We start from the raw sequence: 14,275 nt of genomic DNA on the forward strand, positions 1-14,275 counted from the left end.
CTGGTGGAATACATCCAGTACTACAACCAGGAGCGCATCAAATTGAAATTGAAGGGCCTGAGCCCGGTACAGTACCGGGAGCAGGCCCAACAGGCCCAATCGGCCGCCTGACCCCTGTCCAAGTCTCGGGGGTCACTTCAAGTCGAGGGGCTTGACAGATAATTCGATTACGCGCGTAATCGAGATGTCGATTACGGATGTAAACCATGACCCCGATCAGCGAAGCCGAAGCCGTTGTGATGGAGGTGCTGTGGCAGCAGGCACCACGGAGTGCCGATGACGTGGTGGCCGCGCTGGCCCATCGCGACTGGGCCGAGCCGACCATCAAGACCCTGCTCAACCGCCTGCTGACCAAGGGCGCGATCGCCGCCGAGCGCGATGGACGGCGTTACCTGTACCGGCCGCTGCTGCAGCGCCAGGCTTGGGTAGAGGCGCAGAGCCAGGACTTCATCGGGCGTGTCTTCGAGGGGCGCGTGGCGCCGCTGGTCGCGCACTTCAGCGAACGTGGCCAGTTGAGCGCACAGGACATCGCCGAACTGAAGAAGCTGATCCAGGAGCTGGACCATGACTGAGCTGCTCCACGGACTGTGGCAGGCCAGCCTGTGGCTGGCGGTGGGCGTGATCCTGCTGGCAGTAATGCGACCGCTGCTGGTGCGGATGGGCGGCGGGGGGCTGGCCTACCGCAGCTGGTGGCTGCTGCCGATGCTGCTGGTGGCACTGATGCTGCCGTTGCCGCAGGTTGCGTTGTTGCAGCAGGTACCCACGCTGCCGCTGAAAGTGATGCCCGGTGCCATCGATGCTCTGAACGGGCCGTCGTTGCCATGGGCAGGGCTGTTGTTCGCGCTGTGGGCGCTGGGCGCGGGCATCTGCCTGCTGCGCGACCTGCGCGCACAACTCCGTTTCGAACGGCGGATGGGTCCACTGACGCCGCGCACCGATGGCAGCTGGCAGGCCAGCGGCGATCCCGGCCTGCCCGCGCTGGTGGGCCTGTGGCGGCCGCGCATCGTGGTCGGCCCGGCATTCGACCAGCAGTTCAGTGCACAGGAGCAGGGCCTGATCCTGCAACACGAGCGCAACCACCGTCGCAACGGCGATCACTGGGCCAACGGCGCGCTGCTGCTGGCGCGCGCGGTGTTCTGGTTCCACCCGCTGCTGCCATGGGCCGCACGCCGCTTCCTGCGCGATCAGGAATTGGCCTGCGATGCCCGCACCATCGGTCCGCAGCCTGCGCTGCGCGGCCTGTATGCCAGCACGCTGCTGAAGGCGCAGCTGGTCCACCCGGTTGCGCCCGCGGTTTGCCATTGGCGCAGCCAACCCGTGTTGAAGGAGCGTATCGCCATGTTGAAGCAGTCCAAGCGGAAGGCATTGCCGTGGGTGTCCGGGCAGGTGCTGGTGGTCGGGTTGTGTGTGGGCATGGGGGCGGTGGCATGGGCCAGCCAGGGCGGTGCGGCCGGTGGCACCCGGATCGGTGTCGAGCCGTTCGAACATGCGCAGGACGATGCGGCCAAGGTGGGGTTGGACCGGCCGATCCAGGTGGACAAGATGCCGCCGCCGTCCTATCCGAAGTCCGCCGTCGAGCAACGCCAGGTAGGCGTGGTCAATCTGCGCATCGAAGTGGATGCACAGGGCCATCCGACCGATGTGCGGGTACTCAGTGCGACCAATCCGGGGGTGTTCGACGCCGTCTCCGTCGCCGCCGCGCGCAGCTGGACCTATCGTCCCGCGGTGAAGAACGGCAAGCCGGTGGCCGGTGCCGTACGCATTCCGATCACCTACGCCATGGATGACACCGAGGACGCGAAGTGAAGTCCGCGCCGCTGTTGATGATGGCAGCGCTGCTGGTGGGGTGTGCAACCCAGGATCGCCTGACCACCGTCGATACCCGCAGCGAGAATGTCGGTCACCAGCGCCTGCAGCCGCAGGCGGGCGGCGACAGTGGGCAGCTGCAGGTGTATTCGCTGGGTGCGACCGAGGGCTACCGGATGCCGCAACTGTACGCGGCACCGGACCCGGAGGTCGGGGATAGCGACCCGCGCGCGGAACTGGCGCCGACCACCATCTGCCTGCAGGTGGTGGTTGATGCCAATGGCGCCGTGGAGCGAAGCCTGCCATTGACCGATCGTCCGGAGTGCGCGGCAGGGGCTGCACGCGAGAACGCGCCCCTGCTGCAGGCTGCGCAGGAAGCCGTGGCGATGTGGAAGTACTCGTCCGCAGCGGTCTGCCACTTCGCGGCCGGCAAGGTGCCTGCCGACCGCGGCGACTGCCGCGGCGCCGAGCGCGTCGAGCCGGTAGCGGTCACCCTGCAATATGCCTTCACCTTCGAGATCGTGAAGGGACAGCACGTGGTGCGCACGCAGGGAAAATGACTGCTCGCGATGACCAGGATAGCGCCGGTCCACACCCGGCGGGCGCAGTGGCGTGGATCAGGCCCCGCCCTGGATGTTGGCCTTCACCGCCGGCTGCATCAGCGCCGGCTCGGCCAGCGTGGCATCGCGGGCCTGGCGCACGCTGACGAACTCCGCCTCGGCCACGCCGTCATGCACGTGGATGTTGTGCGCGCGCTGTTCGCCGATGGTGGTTTCGTTGGCGAAATCACGACCGCCCGGACCGTAGTCGTGGCAGACGAATACGCGGGTCGCATCGGGCAGGGCCAGCAGACGTTGGATTGAACGGTACAGCTGTGCGGCATCGCCGCCCGGGAAGTCGCAGCGGGCGGTGCCGCCGTCTGGCATGAACAGCGAGTCGCCGGTGAACAGTGCATCGCCGATCAGGTAGGCGACGCTGTCGCTGGTGTGGCCGGGCACGGCGATGACCTGACAGCGCAGTTCGCCCAGAGCGAAGGTCTCGCCATCGCTGAACAGGCGATCGAAGATCTCATCGGCGGCCGGAAGCTGCAGGCCGTAGCGCGGCGCAAAAGTGGCCTGCACCGCACGGATGCCTTCGCCGATGCCCAGCGTGGCCTGCGGAAAGCGGTGCTTGAGCCGGCGCCCTGCCGACACATGATCGGCGTGGGCATGCGTCTCCAGCAGCCAGCGCAGCTGCAGGCCTTGTTGTTCGATGGCATTCAGCACGTCGCGCAGCGGTGCTTCGCTGCTGGCGTCGGTATCCGGGTCGTAGTCCAGTACCGGGTCGATCAGCGCTGCCTCGCCACTTGCCGGGTCGCTGACCAGATAGCTGAAGGTGTTGCTGTCACGGTGGAAGAACGACTGCACCTGGACCGACATTGGAACGCTCCTCAGCGCGTGCCGAGCACGCGGTTCAGCAACTGCGCCAGGTTCTCGCCGGCCAGTCGCAGCTGCGCTTCGGCCAGCGGCCGGTAGCGCTCGGTGTATTCATCACCGATCTTACGCGTGGCCGGATAAACGCCAGCTTGCATGGAAATGCGGCAGCTGGCCTCGGCCCAGGCCTGCGGGTCGCGCTGCGGGTTGGACTGGCGTGCCAGCTTCGGCGCGCGCTGGCTCTGCAGCAGCGGCAGGTAGCCGGCATCGTCCAGCTTGCGGGTGTTGAGCATGCCGCTGTCCCACAGCGAGTGCAGGTTCGTACCGCGGTTGCCGAACTGCAGCTGGAAATCGTTGCCGCCCTTGTCATGGGCGTAGCCGGCGTGCATCGGCTGGTGGATGTCACCCACCAGGTGCACGACGAACTTCAGCGCCTGCAGGCGCTCGCCGTCGGTCAGGCTGCGGTCGCCGAGGATGGCACTCTGTGCTTTCAGTGCCTCGACAATGCAGTTGCCGCTTTTGCAGTGCTTCGGTGCTTCGTAGTGGCAGTTGTCTTCGGCGATGTTGACGTAGTGCCAACCGGCCGAGCGACGGCCCAGGCCGGGGTCCTTGGCGCGCAGCTGATCGGCCCAGGGCGCGATGCTGGCCAGGGTGGCGTCTGGCTCGGTGGCCAGCAGACGGTCCACTTCGGCGCGGGCGGTGGGGGTGAGGCGGGCGTCGGCGACTTCGGCGACAAGGCGGTGGCCTTGCGCACCCCAGGCATGTGCGGGGGCGGAGACGGACAGCAGGGCCGGCGCCAGGGCGGCGGCGAGGAACAGGGAGTGCAGGGCTTTCATGCGCACATTCTAGCGGGCCTCGGCAGGCCCGGGCTTGATCACGCCTGGTGTTCGCCACGCGGCCTTGATGCGGCGGCCGCTAGGGTGGCCCGTGCACATGCGGGGAGGGGCCGATGGCGATCACGGACAGGCGCATCATGGCCGGGCATCCCGATGACGACGGGTTCGCTGCCACGTTCGATGCCCAGGTGGTCTGGCGCATGCGCTGGGCCTGCGCCGTGGCCGGGGCGTTCTCGCTGGGCTTTGCCGTGCTCGATACCTACTGGTTGCCGCCGGACGTGCACGCGCCGGTGCTGCGCTGGCGGCTGGGCGTTCTGCTGCCGGCACTGCTGCTCGGCGTCGCGCTGACCTTCGTGCCGGTGCTGCGGCGCCACCTGCAGTGGCTGGGCGGCAGCGTCGTGCTGGTCAGCGGGCTGGCGCTGGTGACCATGATCTGGACCGCGCACCGTGCCGGCGTGGACTACCCCTACGAAGGCATCAGCCTGTTCCTGTTGTTGAACTACTTTCTGTGCGGGCTGCGCTTCGGGGTAGCGACGCTGACCGGAACCCTGATCGCGCTGGCCTTCGTGCTGGCCGAGCTGCAGGTGGGCCGGCACTGGGCGCAGATGCTGCAGAGCGTGATGTTCGTGCTGGCCAGCAACCTGGCCGGCATTGTCGGCAGCTACATTTCCGAACGGCAGGCGCGTGCAACGTGGCGGGCCGAGCAACGCCTGGATGCATTGGCCAACCACGATGGGCTGACCGGCCTGCTGAACCGGCGCGCCTTCGATCGCCAGGCCAACCAGATCTTCCAGCGCTATCTGCGTACACCGCATGCGCGTGGCGCACTGCGCATCGCCATGATCGATATCGACTACTTCAAGCGCTACAACGACCACCACGGCCATCCCGCCGGTGACACCGTGCTGCATGCGGTGGCGACGACCCTGGCTGCTCAGCTTCGTGGTAGCGACTCGGTGGTGGCACGCTACGGCGGCGAAGAGTTCGTGGCGCTGGGGCACTGGGCGCCGGGACAACCGGAATCAGCGCCGTTCGAGCAGCTTCGGCAACAGGTGCAGGCGCTGGCGATCGCACATGCCGATTCGGATGCGGCCCCGGTGGTGAGCGTGAGCATCGGTGTGGCACGCTGGCATGATGATGGTGGCGATACGCTGGAACAGGCATTGGCGCGGGCCGATGCAGCGCTGTACCGCGCCAAGGAAGGCGGCCGCAACCGGGTGGAAGTGGCGCCGGATCAATAATCGACTGAAAGGCGGCCCGTTCATGCTTCTGTAGAGCCGAGCCATGCTCAGCTGATCTTCTTCGGGTACCTGCGCGCTCCGCGCGATAGCCGAGCATGGCTCGGCTCTACAGAAGAGCGCGCCTCTGCATGCTTTCCAAAAAAAGGCCCCGGCAAAGACCGGGGCAACATGCTGCGTGGGTTTTGCGTTCAGCGGGGGAGCGGGGGGAAGCCCCCGCGCCCGGCACACGCTTAGAACTTGAAGACGTACGACGCGCCGTAGACCAGCGGATCGATGTTGACTGTGCCGATCTTCTCGCCGTTCAACTTCACCTTGCTGTCGATGTCGATCCAGCGCATGTCCACGCGCAGCGCGCCCTTCTCGCCGATCGCGAAGTCCACGCCCGCATGCGCGGCCAAGCCCCACGAATCCTGCAGCTTCAGGCGGCTGTCCTTCAGCGCACCGGTGGTGTCTTCGCTGAAGAAGGTCGTGTAGTTCACGCCCGCGCCAACGAACGGCGACACCTTGCCCTTGCTGTTGAAGTGGTACTGCAGGGTCACCACCGGCGGCAGCTGCTTGGTGCTGCCCACGCGGCCCAGGCCGTTGATGTTGATGTCGTGCTTGAACGGCAGCGCGGCCAGCACTTCGATGCCCAGGTTGTCGGCGATGAAGTACTCGCCGGTGATGGTCGGCTTGACGTCGTTGTCGACGTCGACCTTCAGGGTGTGGCCGGCCAGCCAGCCGTTGTTCGACTTCGGCGCCACCTGGTGGACGCCGGCCGAGACGGTCCAGTCACCCTTGGACTGGGCCATGGCCGGGGCGGCGGCGAGGGACAGGGCAGCGGCCAGGCCGGCCAGGATCAGGGGGGAGGTCTTGCGCATGGGGGTGATCTCGTTGCTGGGTGGATGGCGACAGTCTCGGCCTCACGCCGCGCTAACGCTTTGATCCGGATCAAATCCTGTCCGCCCGCCCTCTGGCGCGGGGGCTGGCCCACGGTGGCCAGCCCCGGTTTGCTAGACTTGTGGGCCCTATCCATCCCGCCGCACCCGTCGCGGCCGCAGGAGCTTGAGAACATGGCAATCAAGGTTGGTATCAACGGTTTCGGTCGCATCGGGCGTAACGTCCTGCGCTCGGCGGTGCTGAACTTCGGCGACGACATCGAAATCGTGGCCATCAACGATCTGCTGGAGCCGGATTACCTGGCGTACATGCTCAAGTACGACTCCGTGCACGGCCGCTTCAAGGCCGACGTGGCCGTGCAGGGCAACGACCTGCTGGTGAACGGCAAGAAGATCCGCCTGACCCAGGAACGCGACCCGGCCAACCTGAAGTGGGACGAAGTCGGCGCCGACGTGGTGCTGGAAGCCACCGGCCTGTTCCTGACCAAGGAAACCGCGCAGAAGCACATCGATGCCGGCGCGAAGAAGGTCATCATGTCGGCCCCGTCGAAGGACGACACGCCGATGTTCGTGTTCGGCGTGAACGACAAGACCTACGCCGGCCAGGCCATCATTTCCAACGCGTCGTGCACCACCAACTGCCTGGCCCCGCTGGCCAAGGTCATCAACGACAAGTGGGGCATCAAGCGTGGCCTGATGACCACGGTGCATGCGGCCACCGCCACCCAGAAGACCGTCGATGGCCCGTCCAACAAGGACTGGCGCGGCGGCCGTGGCATCCTGGAAAACATCATTCCGTCGTCCACCGGTGCGGCAAAGGCCGTCGGCGTGGTCATTCCGGAACTGAACAAGAAGCTGACCGGCATGAGCTTCCGCGTCCCGACCTCCGACGTGTCGGTGGTCGACCTGACCGTCGAGCTGGAAAAGGAAGCCACCTACGCCGAGATCTGCGCTGAAGTGAAGGCACAGAGCGAAGGCGCGCTGAAGGGTATCCTGGGCTACACCGAAGACAAGGTGGTGGCCACCGATTTCGTCGGTGAAACCCACACCTCGGTGTTCGACGCAGACGCCGGCATCGCCCTGGACGGCACCTTCGTCAAGCTCGTGTCGTGGTACGACAACGAGTGGGGCTATTCCAACAAGTGCCTGGAAATGGCCAAGGTTGTCGCCGCCAAGTAAGGCCGGCGAAGATCGCACGCGGACCCCGGCCTGGCCGGGGTTCGTCGTTTATGGGGCCGGCCCTGTCGTAGCATGGCCCGGTCGACCGCTGCCGCTGGGGCGCGGGATTGCAATGGAAGCATGCAATGGAAGCATTGATAGCCCTGGTGGTACTGGTTCTGCTGGCCATCCCGCTGCTGCTGGTGGTGGCGCTGGTGATGATTGCTGGCCTGCGCCGCCGTGTGGCCGCGCTGGAAGCCGCCATGGCTGCCGCGCCGGCCGCCCGGCCGGTTGCAGCCGAGCCTGCGCCGGAACGGTCTGCGCCCCTGCCTGTGGCCGGCGCCGATCCGCCGTTCCTGCGGCCGGTGGCGGCTGCCGCACCGCCTCCGCCCCAGCCAACGCCGGTGCGCGAAGCGGTGTCTGCGGCAGTGGAGGCGCCGCGCCCGGTCGCACCACCGCCGGTGCTACCCGCGCCGGTGCAGCCGCCGTTGCCCCCCGAACCGGCACTGCCCAACTTCATCGAGCGCGGCATCGGCGCGGTCAAGCGCTGGTTCACCGAGGGCAACGTGCCGGTCAAGATCGGCATGCTGGTGCTGCTGGCCGGTGTTGCCGCGCTGTTGAAGTACGTCAGCGACCAGGGCTGGCTGGTGCTGCCGATCGAGCTGCGCCTGGCCGGTGTCACCGTGGGTGCGCTGGGCCTGTTGGCGTTCGGCTGGCACCAGCGCGAGCGCCGGCGCCTGTTCGCACTGGCACTGCAGGGCGGTGCCATCGGCGTGTTGCTGCTGACCATCTTCGCCGCCTTCAAACGGTTCGAGCTGCTCAACCCCGGGTTTGCCTTCGCCAGTTCGATCGCGCTGGTGGCCGGCCTGTGCGTGCTGGCGGTGGTGCAGAACTCGCGCACGTTGGCGGTGCTGGGCATCCTCGCCGGCTTCATGGCACCGCTGTGGCTGTCCACCGGCAGTGGCAACCACGTGGGGCTGTTCAGCTACTACGCGGTGCTCAACGCTGGCATCTTCGCCATCGCCTGGTTCCGTCCGTGGCGTGCGCTGAACCTGCTTGGCTTCGCTTTTACCTTCGGCATCGGTACGTTCTGGGGCGTGTTGCAGTACGCGCCGGACAAGTTCAGCAGCACCGAGCCGTTCCTGCTGCTGTTCTTCGCCTTCTACCTGTTGATCCCGCTGCTGTACGCGCGCCGGCAGCCCGCCGGGCGACGTGACCTGGTCGACGGCAGCCTGGTGTTCGGCACGCCCCTGGTTGCCTTCTCGATGCAGGCGGGCATGCTGCACGAGCAGCCGATGACGCTGGCGCTGTGCGCGCTGGGCCTGGCGGCGATCTACGCCGTACTGGCACGGGCACTGATCGCGCGCGCGTCTTACACCGTGCTGGCGCAGTCGCATGCGGTGCTGGCGGTGGGCTTCGCCACGCTGGCGGTGCCGCTGGCATTGTCTGCGCGTGCCACCGGCGCGGTGTTCGCACTGGAAGGTGCGGGCCTGGCCTGGCTGGGCCTGCGCCAGAAGCGCTGGCTGCCGCAGGTGTCCGGCGCGTTGCTGCAGATCGGTGCTGCGTTCGCCTTTGTGGCCGGCGCCGACCACTGGCTCGACGACGCACGCGTCCTGCTCAACCCGACCGCCATCGGCGCGTTGCTGCTGGCCATTGCCGGCTTCGCGTCGGCGTGGAGTTACCAGCGCAGGGAGCGCCACGAGATCGCACTGGTCTACTACCTGTGGGGCCTGCTGTGGTGGCTGGGCGGTCTGGTGCACGAGATCTTCCGCTTCTTCCCGCACCGCACCCAGGCCGACGCGCTGCTTGTGCTGGTCGCAGCCACGGCCTGGCTGGCGGCTGAAGTGCAGCGCCGCCAGCCGGCACGCGCGCTGGGCGTCACCGCGCTGGCGATGCTGGCCCTGGGCTTCCCGCTGGCGCTGATGCAGAGCGATGCGCACCAGCAGCCGTTCGCCGGCTATGGCGCGCTGGCCTGGGCGGTGTTCGCGGCGCTGGGCGTCCGTACGTTGCTGTGCCTGCGCCAGGGCGGCAACACCGTGGCACGTATCGCGCAGTTCCTGTGGTGGCTGCTGTGGCCGTCGCTGCTTTCGTTGCTGGCCCTGTGGGGCGGTGGCGAGGCCGGGCTGGCACAGGGCTGGACGCTGCTGCTGTTCACGCTGCCGTGGCTGCTGATGGCGGCGCTGTCGTTGTGGCGCTGGGACGCACTGCGGTGGCCCCTGGGGGCTGCCTTCGACAGCGTGCGCCTGCCGTTGCAGTGCGTGCTGTTCGGCCTGCTGTCCTCAGGCTGGCTGTTCGGCCAGTTGCTGCCGGGTGACGCAGCGCCGCTGCCGTGGCTGCCGGTGTTGAATCCGGCCGAGCTGGGGCAGTGGTTGAGCCTGGCGCTGCTGGCGCGCTGGCTGTACCGCGGGCAGGCGCCGCAGGCACTGGTGAAGATCCGGCTGCCGCTGTTGGCATTGGCCATCTTCGTCGCGCTGACCAGCCTGGTGCTGCACGGCGTGCATCAGTGGGGCGGCCTGTCGTGGAGTTCGTCGATGATGCGTTCCAGCCTGGCGCAGACCAGCCTGACCGTGCTGTGGAGCGTGCTCGGCGTGATCGCCTGGGTATGGGGTTCGCGCCGCGGCCAGCGCGTGTTGTGGATGGTGGGAGCGGTGCTGATGGGCGTGGTGTTGGCCAAGCTGGTGCTTGTCGATCGCCAGCACCTGGGCAACCTGCTGGGCATCGCATCGTTCATCGCCTACGGCCTGCTGTGCACGGTCGTGGGTTATCTGGCACCGGCACCGCCCAGCGCGGCGCCGACCGTGGAGGAAAAACAATGAAGACGTGGAGCAGGGCGCTGCTGCCGGCGATGTTCGGCATGCTGGCCGCCATCACCGCACAGGCTGCCGATTACCGTACCCAGTACGCCGAACAGTGGCCGCTGACGTTGTCCAGCGCACAATCGGGTGCCTACCGTGTCGTGCTGGAACCGGCGATCTACCGTCGCTCCGGTAGCGCAGACCTGGGTGACGTGCAAGTGTTCAATGCCGCCGGCCAATCGTTGCCGTCGGCATTGCTCGCGCCGGACCAGCCGCTGGCACAACCGCCGGTGCAGCGGGAACTGCCGTGGTTCGCGTTGCCGCCGCTGGCCGAAGCACAGCGTAACGACCTGCAGTTGCTGACCGAGCGCGATACCGATGGCCGTGTCCGTCGCGTGGAAGCACGTGTGACTGGCGGTGCAAGGGCCAACGGGCAGGGCGGCTGGCTGATCGACGCCAGTGTGCTGGGCCAGCAGCCGCTGGCGGCGCTGGTACTGGATTGGGCCGACAGTGGCCAGCCGTTGCAGGCTCAGGTGCAGCTGGACGTCAGCGACGACCTGCAGCATTGGCGTGCACTTGGCCGCGACATTCCGCTGGTGGACCTGCAGCGCGCCGGCAAGCGCCTGCTGCAGCGCCGCCTGCAGGTGGATGGGGAAGCGCGCTATCTGCGCGTGCTGGCGCAGGGCGATGCCCGTCTGCCAACGTTGCGCAGCGTACTGGCCGAGCTGCCGCCGGCACCGGCCACACTGCCATGGGAGTGGTTGTCGCTGGCACCGACCTCGAAGGGCAAGGGCGAGTACACCTTCGAGATGGATGGCCGCTTCCCGGCGGCGCGTGCCGACGTGGCCAGCACTGACAACAGCCTGGTGCAGTGGACTTTGTTCAGCCGCGATGACGAGAGTGCAGAGTGGCAGCGGCGCAGTGCGCCGTGGATTGCCTATCAGCTGCAGCAGGGCGCGCAGGGCCAACGGCAGCAATCGGCCGCGCAACCGCTGGGCGGCGTGCACCGCGATCGTTACTGGAAGCTGGTGGCGAACCCCGCCGAAACGGCAACCGCACCCACCCTGCGCCTGGGTTATCAACCCGAAGTGCTGGTGTTCCTGAGCCAGGGTGCAGCGCCATATGCACTGGCAGTGGGCAGCGCGACCGCGCGCCGCATGGAAGCGCCGATCGGCGTGCTGATTGAAGAGCTGCGCCAGCGTAATGATCCGTCGTGGCAGCCGACGCTGGCGCGCCTGGAAGGCAGTCCGGAACCGCTGGCCGGCGATGCGGCGCTGAAGCCGCCGCACGATTGGAAGGCGTGGTTGCTGTGGGCGCTGCTGGGGCTGGGTGTGTTGGTTGTTGGCGGCCTGGCGGTCAGCCTGCTTCGGCAGAAGCCGGCGCCTTCGGCGTAGGTTCCGGCGAACGGCGCAGCCCCTCGTGGGTGGGCGGTTGGTCGCGTAAAGCAAAAGCCGTGCTTGGCCGGGCGGGGTGGGTTCGCGGGGGACGCCGCAAGTACGTCCTTGTAGGCTTGGCAGCCGCATCCATGCGGCTGACACCCCGTGAACCCACCCCGCCCGGCCTCTGACAGTTTCCGGTTGCGTCCACCCACGGAAGAGAAAAAAGAAGAGCAAAAGCAAAGCAGCTTCGCTGGGCGCTTCTTGTAGAGCCGAGCCCACGCTCGGCTGCTGCTCGCGGTAGACCCAGCCGAGCATGGGCTCGGCTCTACATTAGTTTCTCCGACATCAGAAACCGCTCTTGCCTTTGCCATCCGCTCCGTCACATGAACCTGTCGAGGCCGGGGCCGTGTGGGTTGGCAGGGGTGTCAGCCGCATGGATGCGGCTGCCAAGCCTCCATGGACGGATTCACGGCGCCCCCTGCTACCCCACACCGCCCCGGCCCACCCCCAGCATCATGAAGCGTCAGCGCTTTGGCCGTTGCTGTTGCTGTTGCCGTTGCCGTTGCTATTGCCGTTGCCGTTGCCGTTGCCGTTGCTGTTGCCGTTGCCGTTGCCGTTGCCGTGCGCCTCTGCCTGCCGCAGGCATCGACCCTCCCACCACCCGCACCCGATACAATGGCCGTCTGCCGTACCCCGGCATCCCGTCCCTGAGCCAAAGAGTTGCCCATGTCCATCGTCCGCATGACCGACCTCGACCTCTCCGGCAAGCGCGTGCTGATCCGCCAGGATCTGAACGTGCCGATCGAGAATGGCCGCATCACTTCCGAACAGCGCATCACCGCTTCGCTGCCGACGCTCAAGCGTGCGCTGGAGCAGGGCGCGGCGGTGATGGTCACCTCGCATCTGGGGCGCCCGAAGGAAGGCGTGTGGAGCGAAGCCGATTCTCTGGCGCCGGTGGCCCAGCGCCTGTCCGAACTGCTCGGCCGCGAGGTTCCGCTGGTGCGTGACTGGGTCGACGGCGTCGAGGTGCAGCCGGGCCAGCTGGTGCTGCTGGAAAATTGCCGCATGAATGTCGGCGAGGGCAAGGACGATGAAGCCCTGTCGAAGAAGTACGCGGCGCTATGCGATGTGTTCGTGATGGATGCCTTCGGTACCGCGCACCGTGCGCAGGCCTCCACCCATGGTGTCATCCGCTTCGCACCGGTCGCGGCCGGTGGCCCGCTGCTGATGGCCGAGCTGGACGCGCTGGCGCAGGCGCTGGATGCACCGGCCAAGCCGTTGCTGGCCATCGTCGCCGGCAGCAAGGTCAGCACCAAGCTGGAACTGCTGGCCAACCTGGTCGGCAAGGTCGATCAGCTGATCGTGGGTGGCGGCATCGCCAATACTTTCATTGCTGCCGCTGGCCATAACGTCGGCAAGTCGCTGTATGAACCGGACCTGCTGGACACGGCGAAGAAGATCGTGGCCGATGCGAAGGCGCGTGGCGCCGACATTCCGCTGCCGGTGGACGTGGTCACCGCCAAGCAGTTCCTGCCCGACGCTGCCGCGGAAGTGAAGGCGGTCGATGCCGTTGCCGAAGACGACCTGATCCTGGACATCGGCCCGCAGACCGCCGCGCAGTACGCGCAGCTGATCGAGAAGGCCGGCACCGTGGTCTGGAACGGCCCGGTCGGCGTGTTCGAGTTCGAAGCCTTCAGCAAGGGCACCGAAGCGCTGGCCCGCGCCATCGCCAGCTCGCCGGCATTCTCCATCGCCGGTGGCGGCGACACCCTGGCCGCGGTCGACAAGTTCGATATCGCCCAGCAGGTCAGCTACATCTCCACCGGCGGCGGTGCGTTCCTGGAGTTCCTGGAAGGCAAGACTCTGCCTGCAGTGGCCGCACTCGACGCGCGCGGCGCATGAGTGGCGAGCGCGGCAAGGATGTGCTGTTCTTCGACCTGGACGGCACGCTGATCGATTCGCAGGTGGGCATCACCGCCTGCATCGCCTATGCGCTGCAGAAGATGGAGTACCCGGTGCCGCCGCAAGACACCCTGCGGGGCTGGATCGGTCCGTCGCTGCGTACCACCTTCATGCCGCTGTTCGGTGAACCGGCGCGGGTGGAACAGGCAGTGGGCTACTACCGGGAGCGCTTCGATGTCGAAGGCTGGCGCGAGCACACGGTGTACCCGCAGGTGGAGGACACCCTGCGCACGTTGCATGGTCGCGGCCACCGCCTGGCGGTGGTCACGGCCAAGAACGAGCCGCATGCGCGCCGCATCCTTGCCCACCTGCCGTTCGGCGGGCTGTTCGAGGAGATCGTCGGTTCGACCCTGGACGGCTCGCGCAGCCACAAGCCGGAACTGGTCGGCGAGGCGTTGCGTCGGCTGCAGGTGCAGCCTGCGCAGTGCTGGATGATCGGCGACCGCCGCATGGACATCGAAGGCGCGCGCCACCACGGCCTGCGCAGTGTGGGCGTGCTGTGGGGCTTTGGCGGTGAGGCCGAACTGACCGAAGCCGGCGCGGGTCAGCTGGCCCGTGAGCCGGCGCAGCTGACGACACTGTTGGCCTAGGCTCCTGTAGAGCCGAGCTCATGCTCGGCTGCTTCTTGTGTAGAGCCGAGCCTATGCTCGGCTGTGTTTGGCCGGCAAGCCGAGCATGGGCTTGTATGTTCCTCCCGGCTCCTACGCGGTATGTAGGAGCCAGGGTGGAGGGACCGTCAACATGATATCTGCGGATAGCAGCCGACAGACGAGCCGAGCGATCCCCATCCCGCACCTTAACGTCGATA

13 protein-coding genes are annotated in these 14,275 nt (G+C 67.2%); 10 read left to right on the forward strand and 3 right to left on the reverse strand.

Translation table 11 applies throughout. The features are described from left to right. From AC5P65_RS20390 to AC5P65_RS20405, 4 genes are all read left to right on the forward strand, one after another. Positions 1–111 (forward strand): IS3 family transposase (locus AC5P65_RS20390; protein WP_288042072.1); only part of this gene is annotated, 111 nt, incomplete at its 5' end. 95 nt (positions 112–206) lie between these two features. Continuing rightward, on the forward strand, positions 207–572 hold the full coding sequence (locus AC5P65_RS20395) for a BlaI/MecI/CopY family transcriptional regulator (RefSeq protein WP_010484077.1): 366 nt from the start codon (positions 207–209) through the stop codon (positions 570–572). Further along, entirely contained in the window at positions 565–1,806 is a 1,242-nt protein-coding gene (locus AC5P65_RS20400) for a M56 family metallopeptidase (RefSeq protein WP_180833051.1), read from the forward strand. Before AC5P65_RS20395 ends, AC5P65_RS20400 begins: the two co-directional genes overlap by 8 nt. Next, the gene (locus tag AC5P65_RS20405; RefSeq protein WP_111098870.1) at positions 1,803–2,366 is read left to right on the forward strand and encodes a hypothetical protein; all 564 of its coding nucleotides are present in this window, start codon (positions 1,803–1,805) and stop codon (positions 2,364–2,366) included. Before AC5P65_RS20400 ends, AC5P65_RS20405 begins: the two co-directional genes overlap by 4 nt. A gap of 57 nt (positions 2,367–2,423) precedes the next feature. Here AC5P65_RS20405 and AC5P65_RS20410 read toward each other — a convergent pair whose 3' ends face one another. After that, complete coding sequence (locus AC5P65_RS20410) at positions 2,424–3,224, reverse strand: MBL fold metallo-hydrolase (protein ID WP_180833050.1); 801 nt, start codon at positions 3,222–3,224, stop codon at positions 2,424–2,426. 11 nt (positions 3,225–3,235) lie between these two features. Further along, entirely contained in the window at positions 3,236–4,054 is an 819-nt protein-coding gene (locus AC5P65_RS20415; protein ID WP_180833049.1) for a S1/P1 nuclease, read from the reverse strand. A 113-nt stretch (positions 4,055–4,167) separates the two neighbouring features. On the opposite strand from AC5P65_RS20415, the gene AC5P65_RS20420 reads away from it, so the two are divergent. Beyond that, a complete protein-coding gene (locus tag AC5P65_RS20420) occupies positions 4,168–5,295 on the forward strand; it encodes a GGDEF domain-containing protein (RefSeq protein ID WP_180833048.1) in 1,128 nt (375 codons plus the stop codon). 230 nt (positions 5,296–5,525) lie between these two features. On the opposite strand, the gene AC5P65_RS20425 is transcribed toward AC5P65_RS20420, so the two are convergent. Further along, positions 5,526–6,155, reverse strand: a complete 630-nt coding sequence (locus AC5P65_RS20425) for an OmpW family outer membrane protein (RefSeq protein WP_171953520.1) — start codon at positions 6,153–6,155, stop codon at positions 5,526–5,528. A 192-nt stretch (positions 6,156–6,347) separates the two neighbouring features. Between AC5P65_RS20425 and gap the strand changes: the two genes are divergently transcribed. The 5 genes from gap (at position 6,348) to AC5P65_RS20450 (ending at position 14,057) form a co-directional block, all read left to right on the forward strand. Beyond that, entirely contained in the window at positions 6,348–7,352 is a 1,005-nt protein-coding gene (gap, locus tag AC5P65_RS20430) for a type I glyceraldehyde-3-phosphate dehydrogenase (RefSeq protein WP_019660012.1), read from the forward strand. 125 nt (positions 7,353–7,477) lie between these two features. Continuing rightward, positions 7,478–10,147 (forward strand): DUF2339 domain-containing protein, encoded by a 2,670-nt coding sequence (locus tag AC5P65_RS20435; protein WP_180833047.1) that lies wholly within the window; start codon positions 7,478–7,480, stop codon positions 10,145–10,147. Then, positions 10,144–11,520, forward strand: a complete 1,377-nt coding sequence (locus AC5P65_RS20440) for a DUF3999 domain-containing protein (RefSeq protein ID WP_021203678.1) — start codon at positions 10,144–10,146, stop codon at positions 11,518–11,520. Before AC5P65_RS20435 ends, AC5P65_RS20440 begins: the two co-directional genes overlap by 4 nt. Before the next feature lie 711 nt (positions 11,521–12,231). Further along, positions 12,232–13,407 (forward strand): phosphoglycerate kinase, encoded by a 1,176-nt coding sequence (locus AC5P65_RS20445; RefSeq protein ID WP_134735187.1) that lies wholly within the window; start codon positions 12,232–12,234, stop codon positions 13,405–13,407. Then, a complete protein-coding gene (locus tag AC5P65_RS20450; protein ID WP_019660016.1) occupies positions 13,404–14,057 on the forward strand; it encodes an HAD hydrolase-like protein in 654 nt (217 codons plus the stop codon). The genes AC5P65_RS20445 and AC5P65_RS20450 overlap by 4 nt, the downstream gene beginning before the upstream one ends. Positions 14,058–14,275 lie beyond the last annotated feature (218 nt).

The sequence above is a fragment of the Stenotrophomonas sp. YJH_SMC_48-3 genome, from assembly GCF_059369375.1.

Coding starts and splice junctions, on each gene's coding strand:
- AC5P65_RS20425 (WP_171953520.1), bottom strand. CDS start 6,155: ATGCGCAAGACCTCCCCCCTGATCCTGGCCGGCCTGGCCGCTGCCCTG.
- AC5P65_RS20450 (WP_019660016.1), top strand. CDS start 13,404: ATGAGTGGCGAGCGCGGCAAGGATGTGCTGTTCTTCGACCTGGACGGC.
- AC5P65_RS20415 (WP_180833049.1), bottom strand. CDS start 4,054: ATGAAAGCCCTGCACTCCCTGTTCCTCGCCGCCGCCCTGGCGCCGGCC.
- AC5P65_RS20440 (WP_021203678.1), top strand. CDS start 10,144: ATGAAGACGTGGAGCAGGGCGCTGCTGCCGGCGATGTTCGGCATGCTG.
- AC5P65_RS20400 (WP_180833051.1), top strand. CDS start 565: ATGACTGAGCTGCTCCACGGACTGTGGCAGGCCAGCCTGTGGCTGGCG.
- AC5P65_RS20445 (WP_134735187.1), top strand. CDS start 12,232: ATGTCCATCGTCCGCATGACCGACCTCGACCTCTCCGGCAAGCGCGTG.
- AC5P65_RS20395 (WP_010484077.1), top strand. CDS start 207: ATGACCCCGATCAGCGAAGCCGAAGCCGTTGTGATGGAGGTGCTGTGG.
- AC5P65_RS20435 (WP_180833047.1), top strand. CDS start 7,478: ATGGAAGCATTGATAGCCCTGGTGGTACTGGTTCTGCTGGCCATCCCG.
- gap (WP_019660012.1), top strand. CDS start 6,348: ATGGCAATCAAGGTTGGTATCAACGGTTTCGGTCGCATCGGGCGTAAC.
- AC5P65_RS20420 (WP_180833048.1), top strand. CDS start 4,168: ATGGCGATCACGGACAGGCGCATCATGGCCGGGCATCCCGATGACGAC.
- AC5P65_RS20410 (WP_180833050.1), bottom strand. CDS start 3,224: ATGTCGGTCCAGGTGCAGTCGTTCTTCCACCGTGACAGCAACACCTTC.